This window comes from Sinorhizobium chiapasense (assembly GCF_036488675.1).
Lineage (GTDB): Bacteria > Pseudomonadota > Alphaproteobacteria > Rhizobiales > Rhizobiaceae > Sinorhizobium > Sinorhizobium chiapasense.
The window spans coordinates 1,485,019-1,510,318 of the sequence record NZ_CP133148.1 but is presented as its reverse complement, the minus strand read 5'-3'; the positions used below and the strand labels follow the sequence as shown (position 1 = coordinate 1,510,318).

Sequence of the window (25,300 nt, the reverse complement as noted above, 5' to 3'; positions counted from 1 at the left end):
CCGCCGTTGTCCTGTTGGCCAAATGAGGCATTTGAATGGCCCCGTTTCCGGAAACACCTGTTACATTGGCTCGTGGCGTTTATCCAGTGTTTCGTTGCATTTTTTGCAGCCGCCGAAGCGGGAAATACCCGGGTTTTGCGTTCTTTCACGATCGAACCCACCGGGAATCGCGACGGCCGATTCTTGGGCATCGTATGCGCGACCCGTACGGAAAACCGCATCAGAGTCTAAGGGGGACCTGGGCGGCAGGCACCTTCACACTTTTCCTCGTGCAGGTTGGAAATGTGGGCCCGCATTGGTAACGTGACGGGAATCGGCCTGTAGAAATCCCTCGGGAGGTGAAGTTGCGCGCAGTTCTTTCCGGCCTTGCCATGCTTGTGGCCGCCAGCACATTCGGCAATGAGGCCCTGGCGGCGCCCGTGCATGCCATTTCCATGCACGGCGAGCCTGCCCTGCCCGCCGACTTCAAGAACTTCCCTTACGTCAACCCCAACGTGAAGAAGGGCGGAAAGATTTCCTATGGCGTCGTTGGCACGTTCGACAGCCTCAACCCCTTCATCCTGAAGAGCATGCGGACGACCGCCCGAGGGATGTGGGATCCGGCCTTCGGCAACCTCGTCTATGAATCGCTGATGCAGCGCTCCCAGGACGAGCCGTTCACAATGTACGGACTGCTTGCTGAAACCGTCGAATGGGACGAAGATCGCACCTTCATCCAATTCAACCTGAATCCCAGGGCGCGCTGGGCCGACGGCCAGCCCGTGACCGCCGAAGACGTCATTTTCACGTTCGAGTTGATGCGCGATAGGGGACGCGCTCCCTTCAGCAACCGCCTCTCCAAGGTCTCGAAGATGGAAAAGGTCGGCGACCGCAGTGTCCGCTTTACCTTCAACGAGGATGTCGATCGCGAATTCCCGCTGCTGCTCGCGCTTTCACCCGTATTGCCGAAACACGCGATCAATGTCGATGCGTTCGACAGGACAACGCTCGAGCCGCCGCTCGGCTCCGGCCCCTATCGTGTTGCCGACGTGAAGGCAGGCGAACGCATCGTCTATCGCCGGAATCCCGACTACTGGGGCAAGGATCTGCCCTCCAAGATCGGCTTCGACAATTACGACGAGATCTCCGTCGAGTATTTCCTCCAGGAGAACTCGCTCTTCGAGGCCTTCAAGAAGGGCGAGGTTGATGTCTATCCGGAAGGTAGCGCAACCAAATGGGCACGCGGTTATGATTTTCCGGCAGTGCGCTCGGGGGACGTGATCAAGGACAGTTTCACTCCGAGAACCCCTTCCGGAATGCTCGGCTTCGTCTTCAACACGCGCAGGCCGATGTTCAACAACATCAAGCTACGCCAGGGCCTCGCGCTCGTTTTTGATTTCGAATGGGTGAACAAGAATCTTTTCGACAGTGCCTATACGCGAACCCAGAGCTACTGGCAGAACTCGTCGCTTTCCTTCCTCGGCGCCGCCGCAGACGACCGTGAGCTTGGGCTCATGGGCGACGTCAGAGAGAGGATCAATCCGACCATTCTCGATGGGACCTACCGTCTGCCCGTCACCGATGGGTCCGGTCGTGATCGCAATGTGCTGCGGGAGGCTGTGACGCTGCTTCGCGAAGCCGGCTACGCCATCAAGGACGGCAAGATGGTCGACGCCAAAGGCACGCCGCTTGCATTCGAAATCATGAGCCAGAACGCCGGGCAGGAAAAGATCGCCCTCGCCTATCAGCGGTTCCTCGCACCGCTTGGAATCGTCGCGACCGTGCGCACGGTCGACGATTCCCAGTACCAGCAGCGCAGCCAATCGTTTGACTACGACGTGATTATAAAATCATTCCCGTCCTCGCTCTCTCCGGGCGTCGAGCAAGTCGGCCGTTGGGGATCGCAATCGCGGGACAGGCAGGGGAGCGAGAACTTCGCCGGCGTCGCCGACAAGGACGTAGACAGGCTGATCAGCAACATCCTGCAGGCGCGCACGACCGAAGACTTCACAGCCGCGGTCCGCTCCCACGACCGGCTGCTGGTATCCAACGCCTATGTGGTGCCGCTCTACCATCTCGACTCCCAATGGATCGCACGATGGAAACATATCGGGCGTCCTGCCACGGTTCCGCTCTACGGCTACCAGCTGCCGACCTGGTGGGACGAGCGCGCGCAGTAACTACAGCGCCGTGCGTCTTTTCAGACGCACAAAGGTCGCTGTAGCACTTTGGATTGCCGTATGTTTTTGTCCTTAAATCGAATTCGATTTAGGGAAACATGCTGTAGGTTCCCTTTTGGTAACGCATTGAAACTATCGCCCAACCGGCCTATCTCGCAGGTTTATGAAGCAAGAAAGGCTGGAGCGATGGAAACCGTCAAAATCGATATCGTCTCGGACGTTGTCTGTCCGTGGTGTTACCTCGGAAAGAGCCGCCTCGACCAGGCCGTTGCCAATGTCGCCGGCGACGTCCATGTGACGATCCAATGGCGCCCCTACCAGCTCAACCCGGATCTGCCGGCAGAGGGCGTCGATCACAAGCGACACCTCGCCGCAAAACTCGGCGGCCAGGACGCGGTCGACAAGGCCCACAAAACGCTCGAAGGACTCGGCCGAGAAGATGGTATCGATTTCAACTTCGAGGCCGTGAAGATCAGTCCCAACACGCTCGACGCCCATCGACTGATCCGCTGGGCGGCAACCAATGGCGAGGAAACCCAGGCGGAGGTCGTGCGCCTGCTGTTCAAGGCCAATTTCGAAGAGGGCCGAAATGTCGGCGATCACGCCGTGCTTCTGGAGATTGCCGAGCAGGCCGGTCTCGACGGTCCGGTCATCGCCGCCCTTCTGACCTCCGACGCGGACAAGGATGCCGTGAAGCAGGAGATCGACATTGCCCGCGAGATGGGCGTCAGTGGCGTCCCCTGCTTCATCATCGACCAGCAATATGCGGTGATGGGCGCCCAATCGGTCGATGTGCTGACGAATGCATTGCGGGAGATCGCGCAGATGAAAGCCAGCGGCCCCACGCATTAAAGTGGGATCAAGAAAAGTGGACGGTTTTCCGCCCGCATCCCGCTCTAACTTATTGGAATCGATCACGATGCCGCCGCGCAATCCGGGCGGCATCTTCGTTTTCATGCGGGCTTAGCAAGTCCGGCAAGCTGCGTCATCACCATAGCTGCGCCGGAAAGCCTCTTGTCCGGCGTCACAAGTTCGCGTTGGAAGAAGATGCTCTGGTCCGGGCGGATCTTCGCCAGCGTCCCCTGTTTGGAGATGTAACCGACGAGAGCGGCGGGGTTCGGAAACTCCTTGTTGCGGAACTGAACGACCACGCCTTTCGGCCCGGCATCGAGCTTTTCGACGTTTGCCGTGCGGCACAGCGACTTGATGTAGACGATCTTCAAGAGGTGCTGAACCTCGGTCGGCAACGGCCCGAAGCGATCGATCAGCTCTGCGCCGAAGCCGTCGATCTCCTTGAGGTCCGTCAACTCGCCAAGGCGGCGGTAGAGTCCGAGCCTCAGGTTCAGATCCGGCACATAGTCTTCCGGTATCATGACCGGCGTCCCGACCGATATCTGCGGTGACCAGCCGGTGTCGTGGATTTCCTCCTCGCCCTTGAGTTCGGCAACGGCCTCTTCCAACATTTGCTGGTAAAGCTCGAAGCCGACTTCCTTGATGTGGCCGGACTGTTCCTCGCCGAGCAGGTTGCCGGCGCCGCGGATATCGAGATCGTGGCTGGCGAGCTGGAAGCCGGCACCCAGCGTGTCGAGCGATTGCAGCACTTTCAGGCGGCGCTCTGCCGGCCCTGTCAAAGTCTTGTTGACAGGCAAGGTAAAGAGCGCAAAGGCGCGGACCTTGGACCGGCCTACCCGTCCGCGGAGCTGGTAGAGTTGGGCGAGGCCGAACATGTCGGCACGATGCACGATCAGGGTATTGGCGGTCGGCACATCGAGACCCGACTCGACGATCGTCGTCGAGAGGAGCACGTCATAGCGTCCTTCGTAAAAGGCGTTCATGATGTCTTCGAGTTCGGTCGCCGGCATCTGGCCGTGCGCCACCGCTACCTTCAGTTCCGGAACGTCGGATTTCAGGAAATCGTGGATCTCCGAAAGATCGCTCAAGCGCGGGCAGACATAGAAACTTTGGCCGCCGCGATAGTGCTCGCGCATGAGTGTCTCGCGGATCACCAGGGCGTCGAAGGGCGAGATGAAGGTGCGCACCGCCATGCGGTCGACCGGCGGCGTCGTGATCAGCGACAATTCACGAACGCCGGTCAAGGCAAGCTGCAGCGTGCGCGGAATGGGCGTTGCCGACAGAGTCAGCACATGCACGTCGGATTTCAGCTCCTTCAGCCGTTCCTTGTGCTTGACGCCGAAATGCTGCTCTTCGTCGACGATCAATAGGCCGAGATTGGCAAACGTGACCGAGGAGCCGAGCAGCGCGTGCGTGCCGACGACGATGTCGGTCTTGCCGTCGGCCACTTCCTTCTTCGTCAGCGCGAGGTCCTTCGAGCCCACGAGCCGCGACGCCTGCTGGATGCGGACCGGCAGACCGCGGAACCGCTCGTTGAACGTCCTGAAATGCTGCCGGGCAAGCAAGGTCGTCGGAACGACGACAGCGACCTGCACGCCATTCATCGCCGCGATGAAGGCAGCCCGCAGCGCCACTTCCGTCTTGCCGAAGCCGACATCACCGCAGACCAGGCGGTCCATAGGGCGACCGCTTCCAAGATCGTCGCGCACGGCGTCGATCGAGTTCATCTGATCCTCTGTTTCATCGTAAGGGAAGCGCGCGGCGAACTCGTCATAGACCCCGTCGTGGGCGACCAGAACAGGCGCGTGGCGGGTATGCCGTTCGGCAGCTATGCGGATAAGGCCTCCGGCCATATCGAGCAGCCGCTTCTTGAGCTTGGCCTTGCGCGCCTGCCACGCGACGCCACCGAGCTTGTCAAGGATCGCATCCGTGCCTTCGGAGCCATAACGCGACAGAAGCTCGATGTTCTCGACCGGCAGAAAGAGCTTGGCATCCTCCGCATAGACGAGTTCGAGACAGTCATGCGGCGCGCCGGCCGCCTCGATCGTGCGCAAGCCGACGAAACGGCCGATACCGTGTTCGGCATGGACGACATAGCTTCCCTCGTCGAGGCCGGTCACCTCGGCGATGAAGTCGGCGCCACGTTTGCGACGCTTCGACCGGCGCACCATTCTGTCGCCAAGAATGTCCTGCTCGCCTATAACCACGAGGTCGCTGGTCTCGAAGCCGGCTTCGAGACTGAGGACCGCAGAGGCCGCCTCGCCCGGCTTCAGCGAGCGAATATCGGACAAAGCCTTGATCGGACGAATGTTCGCAAGTCCGTGTTCGGCGAGAACCTGCAGAAGGCGATCGAGCGATCCCTCCGTCCACCCCGAAATGACGACCTTCGCGCCCCTCGCCCGCTTCTCGGCAATGTGCTTCACGGCTTGATCGAAGACATTCGCACGTTCGCCGTCACTTTCGACCTCGCCCGCCGTCTTTGCCCAACGCAGTCCCTGGCGCGCCTCGATGGCAACGACCTGGCGCGCTTCCCCTTCATGTTCGTTAAATGGCGACAGGCGGACGGCGCTGCGTTCAGACAGCATCGCGCCAAAGCCCTCGGCGCTCAGGTACAGCAATTCCGGCGGCACGGGCTTGTACGGTGTGCCTTGGGAGATCTGGCTTTTGCCCGGTGATGCGGAGGCAAGGCGCGCATCATAATAATCGAGGATGAGCTTCGACCGCTCCGCCGCCGCCTCGCGCACCAGATGGTCCGTGACGATGCGGAAACCGTCGAGATAATCGAAGGCTGTCTCCAGGCCGCCATAGAAAAGCGGCAGCCAATGCTCCATGCCGGCGTAGCGGCGCCCTTCCGATACCGCCTGGTAGAGTGCATCGTCCCGCGTCGCGGCCCCGAAGAGTGACAAATATTGCTTGCGGAAATGGCTGATGGTGTCGGGGGTTAGCGACACTTCGCTCATCGGGTTGAGATCGAGCGAGCGCACTTGGCCGGTCGTGCGCTGGCTCGCCGGATCGAACGAGCGGATCGTCTCAAGTGTGTCGCCGAAGAAATCCAGGCGCAACGGTTCGCCGCTGCCGGGCACATAAACGTCGAGAATGCCGCCTCGGACGGCGAACTCGCCGACCTCACGCACGGTCGGCACGCGCTCGAAACCGTTTCGCTCCAGTCGCGCCGCAATGTCGTCCATGCGGACCTGGTTGCCCGGCCTTGCCGCAAAGGCAAGGCTTTCAATCACATCCTGCGGCGAGATTTTCTGGAGGGCCGCGTTGACGGTGACGAGCACGATCGCCGGATGCGGTTTCGTCCGGTGCGCTATCAACGCACTCAAGGCGGCGAGCCTCCGCGCGGATGTGTCAGCACTCGGGGACACGCGGTCGTAGGGCAGGCAGTCCCAGCCCGGAAGGGTGAGAACGGGAATGTCCGGGGCCACGAAGCCGAGAACCTGCTCAAGGTCCGCAATCCGCTGACCGTCGGAAAGGATGTAGGCGACCGGGTTCCCCGCGCGCGCTAGCTCGGCAAGTATCAGGGCCTCGGCGCCGGACGGCACCGGGCCGATCGTCACCTCCCGTGTCGCGGCAAGGATCTTCTTCGGGTCAAGACCAGATATCATCGCTTGAATCTATTTCGTTTCCTGATGAAGCTTGTCGAAGTCCGGGCGATAAGCCGCGACCCGGCTGAACAACGGCGTCGCATAACGCTCCGGCAGGGGCTGTTCGCCGGTGATCCATCTGACGAGATCGTTGTCTTCCTCGCGCATGATCGTTTCCAGTTCATCGAGTTCCGCATCCGACAGGCTCGCCAACTCCGTTTCGGCGAATTGCCCAAGAATCAAATCCATCTCGCGAATGCCGCGATGCCAGGAGCGAAAGAGGATCCTGCGCCGACGCGGGTCGAGATCGGCGCTTGTACGTGTGATGCCGGTCATGGAAATCCTTCCTGCCGCCCGCAGCCATGGCAGCGGGTTTTTAGTCTTTGGGCTCTATAAACGCTGGAAGGCGGGTTGTCAGCCTTGCCAAAGCCGGAATTATCGTCGCAATTTCATCGTCATGCGCCCTGCCCTCCTTGACCCGCTGTTTTCGCCTCTCGACACGCTGCCCGGCATTGGTCCGAAAACCGGCGAGCTCTATGCACGTCTGCTTGGCCGCGAAACGATCGACGATTGCCGGGTGATCGATCTTGTCTTTCATGCGCCCCATTCGCTGATCGATCGGCGCCAGCAACCTGGTGTTGCCTATGCACCGCAAGGGTCGGTCGTCACCATCACCGGCCGCGTCGACCGGCATCAGCCGTCGCCTCGCGGCAGACCGAACGTACCCTATCGCGTGTTCCTGCACGATGACACCGGCGAACTGGCGCTCACGTTTTTCCGCGTCAAGGGAAACTGGCTGGAAAAGACGCTACCCGTCGATGAAACCGTTATCGTCAGCGGCAAGATCGATTGGTTCAACGGTCGAGCGTCGATGGTGCATCCCGACTATATGGTGAGGGTCGCCGAGGCGGAAAATCTGCCGCTCGTCGAGCCCGTCTATGGGCTGACTGCCGGCCTCTCCCCGCGAACGTTGCGGCGGTCCATCGAGGCGGCGGTGGCGCGGGTGCCGGACCTGCCCGAGTGGCTCGACGAGGCGCTCCTCCGTCAGCAAGGCTTTCAAAGCGCAAGGGAAAGCTTCCACCGCCTGCACGAACCCCGCGATGAAACCGATATCGATGCGCAGGCTCCCGCGCGGCGGCGGCTCGCCTATGACGAATTTCTTGCCGGGCAATTGTCGCTCTCGCTGGTGCGTCAACGGCTGCGCAAGGTCGCCGGAACCCCTGTTCATCCGACCGGTAAATTGAGTGAGCCGGTCATCCGGGCGCTGCCTTTCTCGCTGACGGCGAGCCAGTCGGCCGCGATCGGCGACATACTTGCCGACATGTCCGGCAGTGATCGCATGCTGCGCCTGCTGCAGGGCGATGTCGGTTCCGGCAAGACGGCGGTGGCGCTGATGGCCATGCTCGCCGCGATCGAATCCGGCGGCCAGGCGGTGCTGATGGCGCCAACCGAGATCCTTGCGCGGCAGCATCATGCCACGCTCTCCAAAATGGCCGCGCCGGCCGGTATCGGCATCGATGTCCTGACTGGACGCACGAAAGGCAAGGAGCGCGATGCGATCTTGGAACGCATTGCTTCCGGCGAAACGCAGATGGTGATCGGAACGCATGCTCTGTTCCAGGAGGCCGTGAATTATCTTCAACTTGTGCTCGCCATCGTCGACGAACAGCATCGTTTCGGCGTCCACCAGCGGCTGCGGCTCACCGCCAAAGGCATTTCGCCACACATGCTTGTCATGACGGCGACGCCTATTCCGCGCACGCTCGTACTCGCGGCCTTCGGCGACATGGATGTCTCCAAGCTTACCGAGAAGCCGGCTGGGCGAAAGCCAATACAGACGGTGACCATTCCCACCGAGCGCACGGACGAGATCGTCGACAGACTCGATGCGGCGCTCGGCCAAGGCAAGAAAGCCTATTGGATCTGCCCGCTGGTGGAGGAGTCCGAGGAAAGCGACGTGATGTCCGCCGATGAACGCTATCAAACTCTGGTCCAGCGCTTCGGCAATGATGTCGGTCTCGTTCACGGCCGCATGTCCGGTCCGGACAAGGATGCCGTGATGCTTGCCTTCAAGAACGGCGAAATTCGCCTGCTCGTGGCGACGACCGTGGTGGAGGTCGGCGTGGATGTTCCCGACGCGACGATCATGGTGATCGAGCACGCGGAGCGTTTCGGTCTGGCGCAGCTACACCAGTTGAGGGGCCGCGTCGGCCGAGGCGATGAGGCATCAACCTGCATTCTCCTCTACAAGAGCCCGCTTAGCGAAGCAGGACACGCGCGTCTTTCCATTCTACGCGAGACCGAGGACGGCTTCCTGATTGCCGAGGAAGACCTGAAATTGCGCGGCGAAGGCGAGCTTCTTGGAACGCGGCAATCCGGCACGCCCGGTTTCCGTATCGCAAGCCTGGAGGCGCACGGAGATCTTCTCGAGGTCGCCCGCAGGGACGCTGCCCATGTCATAGCGCGCGACCCCGAACTGACTTCGGAGCGTGGCGAAGCGCTGCGAACGCTCCTTTATCTTTACCGACGCGACGAGGCGATTCGTTTCCTGCGCGCCGGTTAGCGCCACGTTCTAGAGCGCCGTGCGTTCAAGAGAACGCACAAAGGACGCTCTAGCACTTTGATCCTAGAGCATCTTATCCGCTTTCAGTGATTCCACATGAAAGCGGGATGCTCTAGGCGGTCTTCTGATGGGGAATCGATCGCGGCGGGGCGTTGGCGAGCGGCTTGTGGTCGGGCGCGACAAGGCCGCCCGAAATGAGGAGTTTGGCCGCGTCCTCGGCACTCATCTGAAGCGGTATGATTTTCTCGCGCGGCACGAACAACAGGAAGCCAGCGGTCGGGATCGGCGTGGGCGGAAGAAAGACCGTGACCATGTCCATGCCCCGTTCATCGAACTTCGCGGCGATTTCGCCCTTGACGTCGGTCGCGATGAAAACCAGCGACCAGAGGCCCGGGCTCGGATACTCGATCAGCCCTGCCTTCTTGAAGGATGAAGACTGCTCCTGGAGAACCGTTTGGAAAATCTGCTTCAGCGATTTGTAGATTGTGCGGACAAGCGGCGTCCTGTTGAGGAGCGACTCGCCCAAAGCGACGATCGACCGTCCTACAAGATTGGCGGTCATAAATCCGACGAGCGTTATGACGATCACAGCAACGAGAAGGCCAAAGCCGGGTATGGCAACCGGCGAATAGGTGTCGGGATTGTAGAAGTTCGGCAGGTAAGGTTTGACCCAGCTGTCGGCCCATTCGATAAAGGAACGAACTAGCCAGACCGTGATCGCCACGGGTGCGCAGATGATAAGCCCGGTCAGAAAATAATTGCGCAGCCGGGCTGCGATGATGCCGCTTTTGGAGCCTTCCGTCATGCCGTTGCCATCAATTCGTTACATCGGCCCAAAGGCCGGATGATAAGCGACCTTGCCGGAAACCGCCGTCTCCGACAAGGCCAGAACTAGAAAATATTGCGGCGCACAACCCGGAAAAACAAGAGTGCGTTCATGTCGAAAGCCGAACTTTTTATAAAACTCCGGCTCGCCGACGACGACGCAGCCCGACGCACCGGATTTTCGTAACATATCAAGGCCCTGGCGGATGAGCGCACTGCCCACACCGCGCCCTTGCCTGTCCGGCCGGACTGAAACGGGACCAAGGCCATACCATCCGGCGGCGGAGGGGGTGAGCGTCACCGGCGAGAAAGCGACGTGCGCGATCACCTCGCCCGCGTCTTCCGCAACAAGCGACAGGGCAAGCGCGCCGGCGGCGCGCAGACGCTCGACGATGAGCGGTTCCGTCTGATCGCTGTACGGATGTTCGGCGAAGGCGGCCGCGGTTACGTCGCGGATAGCCTCGTGATCGTCGCTCCGCTCCGGCCGGATGATCATTCGACCGTTACCGATTTGGCCAGGTTACGCGGCTGATCGACATCGGTGCCCATGAACACGGCCGTGTGATAGGCAAGAAGCTGGATCGGTAACGCGAAGATCATCGGCGCGATGATCTCGTCCACGTTCGGCAGCACGATCGTATGCATGGTGTCGAGCTTCGACGCGGCAGCCCCCGCCTCGTCCGTGATGAGAATGATGCGCCCGCCACGAGCGGCAACTTCCTGCATGTTCGAGACCGTCTTGTCGAAGAAACGGTCGTGCGGCGCGATGACGATGACGGGCATGTTCTCGTCGATCAGAGCGATCGGACCGTGTTTCAGTTCCCCGGCCGCATAGCCTTCCGCATGGATGTAGGAAATCTCCTTGAGCTTCAGCGCGCCTTCCATCGCCAGCGGGAAGCTGGTACCGCGGCCGAGATAGAGCACGTCGCGGCACTTCGACAATTCGCGCGACAGGAACTCGATCTTCGGTTGGATGCTGTTCAACACCTGGCCCATGATGCGCGGCATCTCGGCGAGGCTTCTCACCAGCGCCTGTTCTTCCTGTTCGCTGACCGCGCCTCTAGCTCTGCCCGCCCCGATAGCGAGCGCGGCAAGTACGGCAAGCTGGCAGGTGAAGGCCTTCGTCGATGCGACGCCGATCTCGGGACCGGCAAGGATCGGGAAGACGGCGTCGGACTCGCGCGCGATTGTCGATTCGCGGGTATTGACGACGGCACCTATCTTCAGGCCGTGTTCCTTACAGTACCGGAGCGATGCCAGCGTATCGGCCGTTTCGCCCGACTGCGAAATGAAGAGAGCGGCCGATTGCGGCGAGAGCGGGATCTCGCGATAACGAAACTCGGACGCGACATCGATTTCAACTGGCAGGCGCGCGTAGCGCTCGAACCAGTACTTGCCGATCAGCCCGGCGAGATAGGCGGTACCGCAGGCGGAAAGAGCAAGACTCGGCACCTTGGTAAAATCGATAGTATCGGAAACAGCCGTTACCCGGTTTTCGATGAAGTTGATGTAGTGGCCGAGCGCGTGGGAGATGACCTCCGGCTGCTCGTAGATTTCCTTCTCCATGAAATGGCGATGATTGCCCTTGTCGACCATATAGGCCGCTGCCATCGAAATCTGACGCGGCCGCGAGACGGCGTTGCCGTCAATGTCAAAGATGTGCGCGCCGCTCTTGCCGATAACGGCCCAGTCGCCATCGATCAGATAGGTGATTTCATTAGTAAAGGGCGCCAAGGCAATCGCATCCGACCCGAGGAACATTTCACCGTCGCCGTGGCCGATCGCGAGCGGCGGCCCGTTTCGTGCCGCCATGATCGTCGACGGATCATCCTCGAAGAGCACGGCAAGCGCATAGGCCCCGGTGACGCGCTTCAGCATCGCATGCATCGCTTCCCGGCGCCCCATGCCGTCCCGATGGTATTTCGCCAGGAGATGTGCCACGACTTCCGTATCAGTATCGGTGCGGAACTCGGCGCCTGACGCAGCAAGTTCATCCTTCAATTCCGCGAAGTTCTCGATAATGCCGTTGTGGACCACGGCAACGCCATCGGTGAAATGGGGGTGCGCATTGCGTTCCGTCGGTGCGCCATGCGTTGCCCAGCGCGTGTGGGCGATGCCGATGCTGCCCGCCAATGGCTCCTCATTCAGCTTCGCTTCGAGATTGAACAGCTTCCCCTCGGCACGGCGGCGCTTCAACCGGCCCCCGTCGATGGTTGCGACGCCGGCCGAATCATAGCCGCGATATTCCAGCCGCTTCAGCGCATCGACCAACCGCTCCGATACCGGCTGACTACCCACGATGCCAACAATACCGCACATATCCCTCTCCGCGTTCTCTTCGCGCCTGTCACAGCGCAGTCGTCACCCGAGGCGACCCTTGCCGCCCTTGGGCCTTGGTAGCGAAATTGCCGCGCGAGGCAATCCGGTTCGTTTTCACTTTCAATTTCAGTATTTAACGAGGTCTATTCGGCCGCCTTCGCCTTCTTCTTGGCGGCCTTTTCCGCTTCGTAGCGCTCACGCAGGATCCGCGCCCTGCCCGGCTTGATGTCCTGGCGCGCGCGCCCGAAGGCGACTGCGTCCGCGGGAACGTCCTCGGTAATGACGCTGCCGGACGCAACAAGCGCGCCATCGCCGATCGCGACGGGAGCCACAAGCGACGAGTTCGAGCCTACAAAGGCATTCTCGCCGATGCGGGTCACATGCTTGTTCACCCCGTCATAGTTGCAGGTGATAGTTCCCGCTCCAATGTTCGATCCGGCACCGACGAAGGCATCGCCGATATAGGTCAGATGGTTGACCTTGGCGCCGGCACCGATCTCAGCCTTCTTCACCTCGCAAAAATTGCCGACCTTCGAGTTTGGGCCGAGTTCGGCGCCGGGACGAAGGCGCGCAAACGGGCCGACGGTCGCGCCAGCGCGGACAAACGCGCCCTCGAGATGCGAGAAGGCGTGGATAATGGCCCCGCTCTCAACGCTCACACCGGGGCCGAAGACGACGTTCGGCTCCACCAGGACATCCTGAGAAAGCTCGGTATCCCATGATAGGAAAACCGTTTCCGGCGCGATCATCGACACGCCTGAAAGCATCAGTTCGTACCGTCGGCGCTGCTGCCAGAGACGCTCGATATAAGCGAGTTCCGCCCGCGTGTTGCAGCCGGTTAATTCCTCCTCGGGCGCTTCGACAGCGACTGCCCTGCCCCCGATGGTGCGAACGATCTCAACGAGGTCGGTCAGATAGTATTCGCCCTTGACGTTGGCATTGCCGATGCGACCAAGTAGGTCGAGGGCGGTACGGCCGTTTATGGCCATCAACCCGCCATTGCAATAGGTGATCCGACGCTCCGCCTCGGAAGCATCCCTGTGCTCACGGATCGCGACCAGGGCTCCATCCTCGATGATCAGGCGCCCGTAACCGGTCGGGTCGGCAGCCTCGAACCCAATGACGACCACGTCGTTGCCTTCAGCGAGCCCCTCACGTGCCGCCTTGAGCGGCTCTGCCGTGACGAGCGGTGTGTCACCGAAGACGACTAGAATGTCGTCATAACCCCTGGCGATGGCCTCGCGAGCCGCAAGCACGGCGTGGCCGGTGCCAAGCCGCTCCTTTTGCAGAAACGAGGCCACGGTAACGCCGGCTTTCTGGGCGGCAGCGGAAACGGCATCGGCATCGCGGCCGACGACGAGCGCCACATCCGAGATCGAGGCGCTGGCGAGCGCGTCGACGACGTGGGCGATCATCGGCCTTCCCGCTACAGGATGCAGCACCTTCGATACGGACGATTTCATCCGCGTGCTCTCTCCAGCCGCCAGGATGATTGCCAGGCACGTCCGTTCCATTCTGATTTCTCCCTGGTATTAATCGCAGGCGGAATGCCCTATCGCCTGACTCGACGATGCTCTTATAGGCAATGTATTGCGAGAAACACAATTCTCACAATCACGTCGCGTAACCCCTGGTTAAAACCTGACAAAGGCCGCAGACCGCGCACTCAAGCCTCCGGACGCAGCCTGCTTTCCGTCAAAAGACCGCTTTCTTCGAGAATGGGGTAGGCCACAGACGCTATGTGAGCGTTGATGCGCTTCAGGTCCCTCAACATGTCGAGATGCAGCGAACTCGTCTGCAGGCTCTGAAGCAGGCCGTCGCGTAGGCGCTCGAGATGCCGCTCTGCCGAGCGTTTTTCCATATGGCGGACGTCGACCTTGACCTCGACCAGGTGGCGAGCGAGGTCTGCATTGCGGCTGACGAAGATCGACTGCGCGATGCGTAGGTTGTCGATCGTCAGGTTGAACAGGCTTTTCAGCTCCTGATAGCCGTCTTCGGAGAACTTCAATCCGTTGGTGACTTTCTTGCCGATCTGCTCGCAGAGGCCTTTTTCGATGATGTCGCCCATGTGCTCGAGATTGATCGCATAGTCGATGATGACGATCGAACGACGACCGTCCTCGGCACCGAGTCCGTCGCGCCCGAGCCGGGACAGGAATATCTTCACCTCTTGCTGGAGGAGATCGACCTGCTTCTCCATTTTCGCGATGTCATGCAGCTCACCGAGGTCGTTGTTGTTGAAGGCATTCGATGCGCGCGTCAGCATCGCCTCGACCAGATCCCCGACACGCAACACTTCGCGCGTCGCCCCGGAAAGCGCCATCACGGGGGTGTCGAGCGTCGCTTCGTCGAGATAACGCGGCCCCGTCTCCCCAGCTTCTTCGTCGGGAACGAACCGGCTCATCACGCGTGCGAGCAACCCTGCGAACGGCCAGGCGACAATCGCGACAACGAGATTGAAGAGGAGATGGATGTCGACCGGCAGGTTCTGCCGCGGCAAAGGCAGATGCTGCAGCCAGTCAGCGCCGATCCCTGCGATCGGAAGCGCAACGAGGCAGCCCATGCCGCGCACGACGAGGTTGCCAAGCGTGACACGGCGCGCAGGGGGTGCCGAACCGAGGGTGGCAATAACCGGCGGGATCGCTCCCCCGAGATTGGCGCCAAGCACCAATGCGACGGTCAGTCCCGCGGAAAGCACTCCGGCAGACGAGAGGGAAAGCACAAGCATCACGATCGCCAGACTGGACGATGACGCGAAGGCCAGGCCTGCCGAGATGATCAGGGCAACCGGCCAGGCGCTGTCGAGCATGCCGAGAAACGCCGCGAGCGCGCGAGATTCGCGCATCGGTTCCGTTGCCGCTGAAAGCAAGTCGAGCGACAGCAGCATCAAACCGATGCCGACAAGGGCGAAGCCGGCACCCTGACGCGCACTCGACCGACTCATCCGGTGCACAACGACGCCCGCGAGAATAATTGCCGGCGACAGCCACCCGATCCCGATGGCAACGATCCAGGCCGTCATCGCCGTGCCGACGTTGGCACCCAAAAGCACGATCTGCGCCATTCGCGCGCGCACCAGCCCCCTCTCCACGAAGGACGCCGTCATCAAGGCCGTGGCCGTCGAACTCTGCAGTGCAAGGGTCGCGACCAGGCCTGTCACAAAAGAACGAACCGCGCCGCTCGTTCCCTGTGCGAGACCGGTGCGCAGCCTCGATCCGAATGCACGCGTGACCCCGTCCTTGACGAGCGACAGGCCGAATAAAAGCAGCGCCACCGCACCGAACAATTTGACCATCACGATCGTTGACTGCATGGCATGATTTTCCCGTAACCGCCACTGAAATCAGGATAGTTTACTCCATTATCGAGCACAGGATTCCCGTTTCGTCGCCACACGATGTCCGCTCGAAACCGACAATTTCGCAGATCGATTTCTCTTGCCGGCTAACGAATCCGACATCGACTTTCTCGTTCGCGTCCGATCTTGCTGGGCTCGGTGATTTCCCGGTACGGCGAGCACATCGCCGGACGTTGTGGCGCCGCAAAATCTCCGGGAAGCAATGAATGCTGGCGGCCCGAACGGACGTGTCGCAATTTGCCGCGAAGCGCCCTTCAATTCCTGTTTGGTTTGTTCTAAGGAACGAATTCGTTTTTTGGCGTGACGCCACCGTACTGCAACAAGGTTTCTGCCCCTATGCTCGAATCGCTCAGAAAAGCTTCCCAGACATGGATCGTCAAAGGCCTGATGGCCATTCTCGTCATGTCGTTCATGGTATGGGGCGGTCAGACGTTGATGGTGGCAAGCACTCCCAACGCGGTGGTGACGGTCGGTGACATCAAGGTCTCTCCGAGCGACTTTCGTCTGGCATACGAGCGCCAGTTGAGCCTGCTTTCAAGGCAGCTCGGGACACCGCTGACGCGCCAGCAGGCCCGTGCCTTCGGCATCGAGTCGCAGGTTTACTCCCAGTTGGTCGCCGGTGCCGCGCTCGATCAGCTCGCACAGGATATGAACCTCGGCCTCTCCGAGGATCGGCTCGCGAAGCTCATCGGCGAGGATCCTGCCTTCCACAGTGTCAACGGCCAGTTCGACCGGCTGACTTTCTCGAGCGTTTTGCGCAACGCGGGCTTAAGTGAGCAGGACTACATCAACAACCGCAGCCAGGTTGCGGTCCGGTCACAGATCGTCGATGCACTGTCCGACGGATACACCGCTCCCAAGGTACTGACCGACGCCGTCGGCAAGTATCGCCACGAAAAGCGCTCGATCGACTACCTGCTGCTGTCGAACGCGAATATCGATGCGGTCAAGGCTCCGGGCGACGACGTGCTTGCGCCTTGGTTCGAAAGCCACAAGGCGAACTATCGCGCTCCCGAATATCGCAAGTTCAGCTATATCAAGCTGGTGCCGGAAGATCTGGTCGCGACCGACACGGTATCCGAAGAGGAGTTGCGCGCCGACTACGACAAGCGCAAGGAGAGTTTCCGCACGGCGGCAATGAGAACCGTCGAGCAGCTCGCCTTCCCGTCACGTGAGGCGGCGGACGCGGCGGCAACCAAGCTCTCCGCCGGCACCTCCTTCGACGATCTGGTCAAGGCCGAAGGCAAGACCGCGGCGGACGTTCTTCTCGGCGAATTCACGAAGGATCGCATGCCCGACGCGAAAATCGCCGATGCCGCCTTCGCCGTTCCGGCCGAAGGGGGAGTTACGCCGGTTGTGGAAGGTGCGTTCGGCCCGGTTATCCTGCGCGTAACCAACATAAAGCCGGAAGCCACGCGCAGCTTCGACGAGGTTAAGGAGCAACTGCGGAAGGAAATCGCCCTTTCGGCAGCGCGCGAAGAGGTCGTCAACCTTCACGATCGGATCGAGGACGAGCGCGCCGCCGGCGCAACGGTCAAGCAAGTGGCCGATCAGATGAAACTGAAGCTTGTCACGATCGACGCGATCGACGCCACGGGCAAGGATCAAAACGGCGATGAGGTCCAGGGAATTCCGGAGGCGCGCGCGCTTGTCCAGGAAGTCTTCAAGGCGGAAGTGGGGCTCGACACGCTTTCCGTCAACATCGGCCGTGACGGCTCTGCGTGGTTCGATCTCGAAGAGATCATCCCCGCCCGCGACCGCACGCTGGATGAGGTTCGCGACGAGGTTGCGGCAGACTGGACTGCCGAACAGCAGCGGGCAGCCCTCGCCACCAAGGCAGCCGAACTCAAGCAACGCATCGAGAAGGGCGCGAAGCTGGCCGACATTGCGAGCGAACTTGGCCTTGTCGTAGAAACGAAAGCTGGCCTGACCCGCTCGACCGAAGATGCTGCGTTGAGCCCAGCCGCCGTCGCGGCGGCCTTTGGCGGCGCCAACGGCCATGTTGCCAACGCGCCGGGCATCGGCGGAGAAGGGCAGGTCCTTCTCCAGGTAACGGCTGTCGACGATAGCGATCCCGTAAACGTCCTCGACAACGACAGCCGTCAAATAGAGGCCATCGCTCGCGCGAGCGGAGACGACATCCTTGATCAGATGGTCTCCACCCTGCAGACAGCTTACGGTGTGGCTATCAACCAGACACTCGCCGAAACCGCATTGGCGCAACGCTGACGGACAAGAAGCTCACGGACAGGGGGACGAACTCATGAGTGATTTGAAGCCGTTCGTCGCGAAAGTCGCAACTCGCGAGGCACTCAATCGTGAAGACGCGCGCGCGGCATTCGAGATCATCATGTCCGGAGCAGCGACGCCTTCGCAAATCGGTGGCTTCCTGATGGCCCTTCGGGTGCGCGGCGAAACCGTCGACGAAATCGTCGGGGCGGTTGGCGCAATGCGCGCACGCATGCTGCCGGTCGAGGCCCCGGAAGACGCGATCGATATCGTCGGCACGGGTGGTGACGGGGCCGGCACCTACAATATCTCGACGCTCGCTTCGCTGATCGTCGCCGGCGCCGGCGTCCCGGTCGCCAAGCACGGCAACCGGGCGCTGAGTTCGAAATCCGGTACGGCCGACGCGCTGTCTTGCCTGGGCGTCAAACTCGATATCGAACCCGAAGCGATCGCGCGCTGCATCAGGGAGGCCGGTGTCGGCTTCATGTTCGCCCAACAGCACCATTCGGCGATGCGGCATGTCGGCCCGACGCGGGTCGAACTCGGTACGCGAACGATCTTCAATCTGCTCGGCCCACTGTCGAATCCGGCCGGCGTCAAGCGGCAGCTCGTCGGCGTCTATGCGCCGCAATGGGTGGACCCGCTTGCCGAAGTTCTGCGCGATCTCGGCTCGGAAAACGTCTGGGTGGTCCACGGCGAAGGACTCGACGAAATCACGACGACCGGCGTGACCAAGGTCGCCGCGCTGCAGAACGGGAAGATCACGAGCTTCGAGTTGACGCCCGCCGATTTCGGCCTTCAGACGGCCGCGCTCGAGGCGCTGAAAGGCGGCGACGGAGTTTATAATGCAGTTGCGTTGCAGGCCGTTCTTGACGGCGCGGAGAACGCCTATCGGGACATTTCGCTTGCGAATGCCGCCGCTTCATTGATGATAGCGGGGCGCGCCAAAGATCTCACCGAAGGCATGGCGCTCGCCACGCAGTCGCTCTCGAGCGGTGCGGCGAAAACTGCCCTGCAGCGGCTGATCAGCGTCTCCAATGCCGCTTGAGAAGAAGGTGGCCCCATGACGGATATCCTGCGCAAAATCGAAGCCTACAAGCGCGACGAGATCGCCTCAGCGAAATCGAGCGTTCCGCTTGAGGAGTTGAAGGCGCGGATCGCTGATCAATCGCCGCCGCGGGGCTTCCACACCGCCCTCGGCTCGCGCCGCAAGAAAGGCGAATTCGGCCTGATCGCCGAGATCAAGAAGGCAAGTCCTTCGAAAGGACTGATCCGTCCCGACTTCGATCCCCCGGCGCTTGCCAAGGCTTATGCGGCCGGCGGCGCGGCTTGCCTATCGGTCTTGACGGACAAGCCGAGCTTTCAGGGCGCGCCGGAGTTCCTGACGGCAGCGCGGGCTGCCTGTGAACTGCCGGCGTTGCGCAAGGACTTCATGTTCGATGCCTACCAGGTGTTCGAAGCACGAGCCTGGGGGGCTGACTGCATCCTGTTGATCATGGCGTCCTTGAGCGACGACGATGCACGCCGCCTAGAGGACTCCGCCCTTGCGCTCGGCATGGACGTCTTAATCGAAGTGCATGACGCCCGGGAAATGGAACGCGCGCTGGCGTTGACCTCCCCGCTTGTTGGCATCAACAATCGCAATCTCAGGACATTCGAAGTCGACCTCGCCGTGTCCGAACAGCTGGCGGCAATGGTTCCACCAGATCGACTTCTCGTCGGTGAAAGCGGCATCTTCACCCACGAGGATTGCCGGCGATTGGAACGGAGCAGCATAACCACCTTCCTTGTCGGCGAGAGCCTGATGAGAAAGGATGACGTCGAGGCGGCGACGCGGGCACTGCTGACAGGCTCCGGAAGCGTATTGGCGGCAGAGTAATGAGCGGTCCATCCCTCACCCACATCGACAGCGCCGGCGAAGCGAACATGGTCGATGTCGGCGACAAGACCGAGACCGTACGCGTCGCCGTCGCCGAAGGCTATGTGCGAATGCGCCCGGAAACACTCGCCCTGATCCGTGAGGGCAACGCCAAGAAAGGCGATGTGATCGGAACCGCACGGCTTGCCGGGATCCTGGCCGCGAAGCAGACATCCAATCTCATTCCGCTCTGCCATCCGCTGATGCTGACGAAGGTCTCGGTGGACATCGTGCCGGATGACGCCCTTCCGGGGCTCCGAGTCGAGGCGATGGCAAAGCTAACGGGGCGGACGGGCGTCGAAATGGAGGCCCTGACCGCCGTCAGCATCGCCTGTCTGACGATATACGACATGGCGAAGGCTGCGGATCGCGAAATGGAGATCGGCGGCGTACGGCTGGTCAGCAAATCGGGTGGGCGTTCCGGCGATTACCGGCGCCAAGGAGATAACCGCTGATGTCGCTGCTTTCGGTTGAGGATGCGCTCGCCAGGGTAATTGACAAGGCTCGCCCGCACCGGTGGACAGAAAGGCTCGCTCTGCACGAATGCTTCGGCCGCGTGCTGGCCGAGGATATCGCGGCGCGCGTCACGCATCCCGCATTCGACAATTCCGCGATGGACGGCTATGCGGTTCGCCACGAGGACATTGTCAACATTGGCGCGCAGCTTGTCGTGATCGGCCAGTCGGCTGCGGGGCATGGATTTCGGGGAGGAGTTCGTGCCGGTGAAGCCGTTCGCATCTTCACCGGCGCCCCCCTGCCCGCCGGTGCAGACACCGTCATCATCCAGGAGGACACTGAAAAGCTTTCGGGCGGGAAAATCCGCACGTTGTTCGCCCCGGCAAAGGGTCGTCATATCCGCCTTGCGGGACAGGATTTCGTCGAGGGCGACATTGCGCTGGTCGCCGGTAGCGTGCTCGACGCCGGGCGACTGACGCTCGCCGCGGCGATGAGTCACGAACGCCTGCCGGTGTTCAAAAAACCGAGGATTGCTATCATCGCCACCGGGGACGAGCTATTGCCACCCGGAAGCGTCCCCGGTGCGGACCAGATCATCGCATCGAATACCTATGGCGTGGCCGCCATTGCACGCGAGAGCGGCGGCGAAGTCCTTGATCTTGGCATCGTGCCGGACGACGAGGCGGCAATTTCGGCCGCTGTCGAAAAGGCTCAGGCAGCCGGAGCGGACGTGCTGGTGACGCTCGGCGGAGCCTCCGTCGGCGATCATGACCTTGTTCAATCGACTCTTCTGTCGCGCGGCATGGTGCTGGATTTCTGGCGCATCGCCATGCGCCCGGGCAAGCCGCTGATGGTGGGCGAGCTCTCCGGCATGACCGTCCTCGGGTTACCGGGCAATCCTGTCTCGAGCCTTGTGTGCGCATTGCTCTTTCTGGAGCCGCTGACGCGGCATCTGGCGCACCTGCCGCCTCGTTCGCGCACGACGACGGCGCGCCTTGCGACCCCGTTGCCGGCCAACGACCGTCGCCAGGACTATATCCGCGCGCGACTGACAGTCGAGCCAGACGGCTCGCTCGTCGCCCATCCGTTCGCGCGCCAGGATTCCTCGATGATGAACATCTTCGCGCAATCCGACGGGCTCATCGTGCGCGCACCGCATGCCACGGCCGCTTCGAGCGGCGATCCATGCAACGTCCTGCGGCTGCGCTGAACACCCTCACCAACCCCCATTGTCGCACTCCCCGTAAAAGCGCCGCGGGTCGTGCCAGACGCGCAAAGGAACCTGTAACACTTTGAAATGCCACATGTTTTATCCTTAAATCCGCTACGATTTAAGGAAATGTGCGGTAGATTTGCGCCGCCTTGTCATACGGCAGACATGGAATGCGTATAGGAAAGAAATCACTCAGTCATCTGTCCCGGCGGCTGACTACGGATGGACTAGCAGACGCCAAGACAGCTTGAGGAAAGGTCGGGTATTGCCCGGCCTTTTGCTTTTTTGGCTATGTGCTGCGCATCAGGCTGCGTCGTCGACATAACGGGAGACGAGAATCTTATCGATCCGACGTCCGTCCATGTCGACCACCTCGAAGCGATAGCCATGGGCCTCGGCGATGTCGCCTTCCTCCGGCGTCTTGCGCAGCTGCTGAACGAGAAAACCCGCGATCGTTTCGAAATTGCCGTCCGCGTCGATGCCTTCGATGCCGATTGCCAGGTGAATCTCGTCGATCGGCGTGCGTCCATCGACAAAATAGCTGCCGTCCTCGCGCATCCGGATGTGCGCGTGCTCGATATCGTCGTAGTTCGACGGCAGCACCCCGACGATCGCCTCCAGGATGTCAGCCGTCGTGATGATGCCCTCCGTGCTGCCGTACTCGTCGACGATCATTGCCATGTCAATGCTCGATGTCTTGAAGGCATCGAGCGCCTTCAGGCACGAGGCCGTCTCCGGCAGCGTCAGGATTTCGCGGAGGTGGCCACGTAGGTTGAAGGACGCCGATGCGGGAATGTTCAGAACTTCCTTGGCCAGAATCGCGCCAAGAACATCGCCTGTGGGACCATCGACGACGGGGTAGCGGGAGTGGCCGAACTCGCGAACCTTGCGTCGGATCACTTCAAGGTCGTCATTGACGTCGATGAAGCGCATCTCCGTGCGGTGTGTCATGATTGACTTTACGTTGCGATCACCAAGCCGAATGATCCGGCGGAGCATTTCATGTTCCGTCTTTTCGATTGCTCCGCTTTCCACGCCCTCCGCCATGATCGCCTGAACTTCCTCTTCCGTCACGTGGTCCGGATCGTCCGGGCGCATACCGAACAGGCGCATGACAACCGCGGCCGACGTCTCGAAAAGATAGACGACGGGTGCCACGATGCGGGAGAGCACCGTCATCGGCCTCGCCACGAACATCGCAAGCGCCTCGGAGTTCCTGAGCGCGAGCTGTTTCGGGATGAGTTCGCCGATGACGACCGAAAGGAAGGTGATGAGTGTCACCACAAGGCCGACGGAGACCGTGTGGCCAAAGGGCTTGATCCAGGCCACTCCATCGAAGAACGGAGCTATCTTGGCAGCGATCGTTGCACCGCCGTAGGCACCCGCCAGGATGCCGACAAGGGTTATGCCGACCTGCACCGTCGACAGGAACTTGCCGGGATCCTCGGCCAGCTTCAGTGCGGCCTCCGCCCGTCGATTTCCCTGTTTGACCATTTGGCGAAGCAGCGGTTTGCTTGCCGAGACGATTGCCATTTCCGAGAGCGCAAAGAAAGCGTTGATCAAAAGCAAAACGAAAATTACAAAAATCTCGGACATGGTCTCCAGGTCGCCGTTGTGCAGGGCCGCCCCGCACGGAACGACCATCTCCCAGATAGGCTACGCACGGAGATCGGGCAAGGTCACGCTACAATTTCATGGCGAGCGACGGCAGGCGCCGCCTCTCATGCGGTGTCCGCATGCAGCGCCTGTCGAACGCGATCGCGCCCGACCCGGATGACATGCTCCATTGCCGAACGCGCGCCCGCCTCGTCCCTTCTTCCGATTTCCTCGACGATTCGAATGTGATTGCGGGCAACCTCGTCGATGCCGCTTTTTTCGGCCGTGGGCGAGCTCAACTTGAATACGCCGACAAGTGCTGCCTCGATCAAGCTGCCGACCGTTCGCAGGAAGGGGTTCCCCGAAGCGTCCAGAACGGAAAGGTGGAACTTGAGGTCGGCAACGGCGAGGCTTTCCGCGGTATGCTTCGCGTCACCCAGGGCAACGGCAAGGCGCATCATGCCAGCGATCTCCGCGTCGGTCGCGTTTCGCGCCGCCAGCGCCGCGGCATGCGGCTCGAACGCAAGCCGCACCTCGCTCAAGTGATAGAGGAACTCGTCATCGACGCCCGATACGAAATGCCAGGTCAGGATGTCGCTGTCGAAGAGGTTCCAGTCATTTCTCGGCCTCACGCGCGTGCCGATGCGCGCGCGCGGTACCACAAGCCCCTTGGCCGCCAAGGTTTTCATCGCTTCGCGCAGGACGGTCCTTGAAACCCTGAAGCGAGCCGCCAGCTCCGGATCGCCGGGCAGGATGCTGCCAACCGGGAATTCCCCTGAGACGATCGCTTTTCCGAGCTGGTCCACCACTTGCGCATGGCTCGTGCGCTTCGGTGCACCGGATATCATTGTTTCAAACAGGCTCTTGCTCAACCCGTTTCCCCTCCCAAGAATACCTCCGCGGAGGCCGCGCACTGGTCAATCGATGGGTGGCGTTCACCGCCATCTTCATCCCCGGCGCGAAAGTAATTCAACTCTAGTTCGAATAAGCGATTCCTCAAAGCCGGTCCGACACCACGGCGAAGGTCGGTTTGTCGCACCGGACATCGCCCTCCGAAAATTGGCAAACCCCGCGTGGCGACGCGGGGTTTGCCGGCTCTGGAAACTCAGTGACGTTACCGCCTGGAGCGTGTCAGGTCGGCTTATTGCGGCAACTTGTCGTCGACGCCTTCGACGTAGAAGTTCATGCCGAGCAGTGTCGCGTCGTCCGAGCTTTCGCCAGCCTTCAGCCAGGCGCTGCCGTCCTGCTTGTTGAGCGGACCGGTGAACGGCTTCAGTTCGCCCGACTTGATCTTGGCCTCGGTCGCCTCGGCCATCGCCTTCACGTCGTCCGGCATATTGGTATAGGGCGCCATGGTCAGGATGCCGTCTTTCAAGCCGTCCCAGCTCGACTTCGTTTCCCACTTTCCGTCGAGGAAGTCCTGCGTACGCTTCACATAGTAAGCGCCCCAAGTATCCACGATAGCGGTCAACTGCGTTTGCGGGCCGGCGGCGATCATGTCGGATGCCTGGCCGAATGCCTTGATGCCGCGCTCGGCCGCGACCTGCATCGGCGCGGTCGTATCGGTGTGCTGCGTCAGGATATCGACACCCTGGTCGACCAGCGCCTTGGCGGCGTCGGCCTCTTTGCCGGGGTCAAACCAGGTGTTCGCCCACACGACCTTGATCTTGAAGTCCGGATTGACCGAGCGGGCGCCGATCACGAAGGAGTTGATGCCCATCACGACTTCCGGGATCGGGAACGAAGCGATGTAGCCGGCGACGCCCTTCTGCGAAAGCTTCGCTGCGATCTGGCCCTGGATGTAACGGCCTTCGTAGAAACGGCTGTTGTATGTCGCGACGTTCGGGGCGGTCTTGTAGCCGGTTGCGTGTTCGAACTTCACGTCCGGGAACTTTTGCGCAATCTTGACCGTCGCATCCATGAAGCCGAACGATGTGGTGAAGATCAGCCCGCAGCCCGACCGCGCCAGCCGCTCGATCGCGCGCTCAGCGTCAGGACCTTCCGGCACGTTTTCGAGAAACTGCGTCTCGATCTTGTCGCCCAGTTCCTTCTCTAGCTGCTGGCGGCCAAGGTCATGCGCCTGGGTCCAGCCGCCGTCGGTCTTGGAGCCAACATAGACGAAGCAGATTTTCGCCTTTTCCTGGGCACTTGCCGCGGACGTAAAGCCGAGCACGGCAGTTGTTGTTGCGAGGGCGAGTAGTAGTTTTTTCATTTTTACCTCT

Annotated in this window: 18 protein-coding genes; 8 read left to right on the top strand and 10 right to left on the bottom strand. The window is 61.2% G+C overall.

What is annotated here, in order from left to right; translation table 11 throughout:
* Positions 1-344 precede the first annotated feature (344 nt).
* Together RB548_RS07270 and RB548_RS07265 are read left to right on the top strand one after the other, a co-directional pair.
* A complete protein-coding gene (locus tag RB548_RS07270; protein ID WP_331374281.1) occupies positions 345-2,159 on the top strand; it encodes an extracellular solute-binding protein in 1,815 nt (604 codons plus the stop codon).
* Positions 2,160-2,345: 186 nt separating this feature from the next.
* Positions 2,346-3,011, top strand: coding sequence for a DsbA family oxidoreductase (locus RB548_RS07265; protein WP_331374280.1), 666 nt, complete (start codon positions 2,346-2,348; stop codon positions 3,009-3,011).
* A gap of 101 nt (positions 3,012-3,112) precedes the next feature.
* Here the strand turns inward: RB548_RS07265 and mfd are convergent, their stop codons facing one another.
* On the bottom strand, positions 3,113-6,622 hold the full coding sequence (mfd, locus tag RB548_RS07260) for a transcription-repair coupling factor (RefSeq protein WP_331374279.1): 3,510 nt from the start codon (positions 6,620-6,622) through the stop codon (positions 3,113-3,115).
* A 9-nt stretch (positions 6,623-6,631) separates the two neighbouring features.
* Complete coding sequence (locus RB548_RS07255) at positions 6,632-6,937, bottom strand: FAD assembly factor SdhE (RefSeq protein ID WP_331374278.1); 306 nt, start codon at positions 6,935-6,937, stop codon at positions 6,632-6,634.
* Positions 6,938-7,058: 121 nt separating this feature from the next.
* Between RB548_RS07255 and recG the strand changes: the two genes are divergently transcribed.
* The gene (gene recG / locus RB548_RS07250) at positions 7,059-9,164 is read left to right on the top strand and encodes an ATP-dependent DNA helicase RecG (RefSeq protein ID WP_331374277.1); all 2,106 of its coding nucleotides are present in this window, start codon (positions 7,059-7,061) and stop codon (positions 9,162-9,164) included.
* Between the two features lie 112 nt (positions 9,165-9,276).
* Here the strand turns inward: recG and RB548_RS07245 are convergent, their stop codons facing one another.
* The 5 genes from RB548_RS07245 to RB548_RS07225 all read right to left on the bottom strand — a co-directional run bounded on the left by RB548_RS07245 (position 9,277) and on the right by RB548_RS07225 (position 15,621).
* On the bottom strand, positions 9,277-9,969 hold the full coding sequence (locus RB548_RS07245; protein WP_331374276.1) for a DUF502 domain-containing protein: 693 nt from the start codon (positions 9,967-9,969) through the stop codon (positions 9,277-9,279).
* 18 nt (positions 9,970-9,987) lie between these two features.
* Entirely contained in the window at positions 9,988-10,485 is a 498-nt protein-coding gene (locus tag RB548_RS07240) for a GNAT family N-acetyltransferase (RefSeq protein WP_331374275.1), read from the bottom strand.
* A complete protein-coding gene (gene glmS, locus RB548_RS07235) occupies positions 10,482-12,308 on the bottom strand; it encodes a glutamine--fructose-6-phosphate transaminase (isomerizing) (RefSeq protein WP_331374274.1) in 1,827 nt (608 codons plus the stop codon). Before glmS ends, RB548_RS07240 begins: the two co-directional genes overlap by 4 nt.
* 143 nt (positions 12,309-12,451) lie before the next feature.
* Complete coding sequence (gene glmU / locus RB548_RS07230; RefSeq protein ID WP_331374273.1) at positions 12,452-13,822, bottom strand: bifunctional UDP-N-acetylglucosamine diphosphorylase/glucosamine-1-phosphate N-acetyltransferase GlmU; 1,371 nt, start codon at positions 13,820-13,822, stop codon at positions 12,452-12,454.
* A 152-nt stretch (positions 13,823-13,974) separates the two neighbouring features.
* Entirely contained in the window at positions 13,975-15,621 is a 1,647-nt protein-coding gene (locus tag RB548_RS07225) for a Na/Pi cotransporter family protein (protein WP_331374272.1), read from the bottom strand.
* A 381-nt stretch (positions 15,622-16,002) separates the two neighbouring features.
* Here RB548_RS07225 and RB548_RS07220 point away from each other — a divergent pair, with 381 nt between their 5' ends.
* From RB548_RS07220 to RB548_RS07200, 5 genes are read left to right on the top strand one after another with little or no spacing between them, the layout of a single operon-like run.
* A complete protein-coding gene (locus tag RB548_RS07220; RefSeq protein WP_331374271.1) occupies positions 16,003-17,895 on the top strand; it encodes a peptidylprolyl isomerase in 1,893 nt (630 codons plus the stop codon).
* 34 nt (positions 17,896-17,929) lie between these two features.
* Positions 17,930-18,943 (top strand): anthranilate phosphoribosyltransferase, encoded by a 1,014-nt coding sequence (gene trpD / locus RB548_RS07215; protein WP_331374270.1) that lies wholly within the window; start codon positions 17,930-17,932, stop codon positions 18,941-18,943.
* Between the two features lie 15 nt (positions 18,944-18,958).
* Positions 18,959-19,774 carry an indole-3-glycerol phosphate synthase TrpC gene (trpC, locus tag RB548_RS07210; RefSeq protein WP_331374269.1) on the top strand — a complete coding sequence of 272 codons (816 nt, stop codon included), beginning with the start codon at positions 18,959-18,961 and terminating at the stop codon, positions 19,772-19,774.
* Positions 19,774-20,268, top strand: a complete 495-nt coding sequence (gene moaC / locus RB548_RS07205; protein ID WP_331374268.1) for a cyclic pyranopterin monophosphate synthase MoaC — start codon at positions 19,774-19,776, stop codon at positions 20,266-20,268. Before trpC ends, moaC begins: the two co-directional genes overlap by 1 nt.
* Complete coding sequence (locus RB548_RS07200) at positions 20,268-21,479, top strand: molybdopterin molybdotransferase MoeA (RefSeq protein WP_331374267.1); 1,212 nt, start codon at positions 20,268-20,270, stop codon at positions 21,477-21,479. Before moaC ends, RB548_RS07200 begins: the two co-directional genes overlap by 1 nt.
* Before the next feature lie 306 nt (positions 21,480-21,785).
* Here the strand turns inward: RB548_RS07200 and RB548_RS07195 are convergent, their stop codons facing one another.
* The 3 genes from RB548_RS07195 to RB548_RS07185 all read right to left on the bottom strand — a co-directional run bounded on the left by RB548_RS07195 (position 21,786) and on the right by RB548_RS07185 (position 25,290).
* Complete coding sequence (locus tag RB548_RS07195) at positions 21,786-23,078, bottom strand: hemolysin family protein (RefSeq protein ID WP_331374266.1); 1,293 nt, start codon at positions 23,076-23,078, stop codon at positions 21,786-21,788.
* A 125-nt stretch (positions 23,079-23,203) separates the two neighbouring features.
* Entirely contained in the window at positions 23,204-23,926 is a 723-nt protein-coding gene (locus RB548_RS07190) for a FadR/GntR family transcriptional regulator (protein WP_331374908.1), read from the bottom strand.
* Positions 23,927-24,219: 293 nt separating this feature from the next.
* Complete coding sequence (locus RB548_RS07185) at positions 24,220-25,290, bottom strand: BMP family ABC transporter substrate-binding protein (RefSeq protein ID WP_331374265.1); 1,071 nt, start codon at positions 25,288-25,290, stop codon at positions 24,220-24,222.
* Positions 25,291-25,300: the final 10 nt, after the last annotated feature.

Excerpts from the sequence above, each read along its gene's own strand:
- RB548_RS07265 (WP_331374280.1), top strand. The coding sequence starts at position 2,346 with ATGGAAACCGTCAAAATCGATATCGTCTCGGACGTTGTCTGTCCGTGG.
- mfd (WP_331374279.1), bottom strand. The coding sequence starts at position 6,622 with ATGATATCTGGTCTTGACCCGAAGAAGATCCTTGCCGCGACACGGGAG.
- RB548_RS07255 (WP_331374278.1), bottom strand. The coding sequence starts at position 6,937 with ATGACCGGCATCACACGTACAAGCGCCGATCTCGACCCGCGTCGGCGC.
- recG (WP_331374277.1), top strand. The coding sequence starts at position 7,059 with ATGCGCCCTGCCCTCCTTGACCCGCTGTTTTCGCCTCTCGACACGCTG.
- RB548_RS07245 (WP_331374276.1), bottom strand. The coding sequence starts at position 9,969 with ATGACGGAAGGCTCCAAAAGCGGCATCATCGCAGCCCGGCTGCGCAAT.
- RB548_RS07240 (WP_331374275.1), bottom strand. The coding sequence starts at position 10,485 with ATGATCATCCGGCCGGAGCGGAGCGACGATCACGAGGCTATCCGCGAC.
- glmS (WP_331374274.1), bottom strand. The coding sequence starts at position 12,308 with ATGTGCGGTATTGTTGGCATCGTGGGTAGTCAGCCGGTATCGGAGCGG.
- glmU (WP_331374273.1), bottom strand. The coding sequence starts at position 13,822 with ATGGAACGGACGTGCCTGGCAATCATCCTGGCGGCTGGAGAGAGCACG.
- RB548_RS07225 (WP_331374272.1), bottom strand. The coding sequence starts at position 15,621 with ATGCAGTCAACGATCGTGATGGTCAAATTGTTCGGTGCGGTGGCGCTG.
- RB548_RS07220 (WP_331374271.1), top strand. The coding sequence starts at position 16,003 with ATGCTCGAATCGCTCAGAAAAGCTTCCCAGACATGGATCGTCAAAGGC.
- trpD (WP_331374270.1), top strand. The coding sequence starts at position 17,930 with ATGAGTGATTTGAAGCCGTTCGTCGCGAAAGTCGCAACTCGCGAGGCA.
- trpC (WP_331374269.1), top strand. The coding sequence starts at position 18,959 with ATGACGGATATCCTGCGCAAAATCGAAGCCTACAAGCGCGACGAGATC.
- moaC (WP_331374268.1), top strand. The coding sequence starts at position 19,774 with ATGAGCGGTCCATCCCTCACCCACATCGACAGCGCCGGCGAAGCGAAC.
- RB548_RS07200 (WP_331374267.1), top strand. The coding sequence starts at position 20,268 with ATGTCGCTGCTTTCGGTTGAGGATGCGCTCGCCAGGGTAATTGACAAG.
- RB548_RS07195 (WP_331374266.1), bottom strand. The coding sequence starts at position 23,078 with ATGTCCGAGATTTTTGTAATTTTCGTTTTGCTTTTGATCAACGCTTTC.
- RB548_RS07190 (WP_331374908.1), bottom strand. The coding sequence starts at position 23,926 with ATGATATCCGGTGCACCGAAGCGCACGAGCCATGCGCAAGTGGTGGAC.
- RB548_RS07185 (WP_331374265.1), bottom strand. The coding sequence starts at position 25,290 with ATGAAAAAACTACTACTCGCCCTCGCAACAACAACTGCCGTGCTCGGC.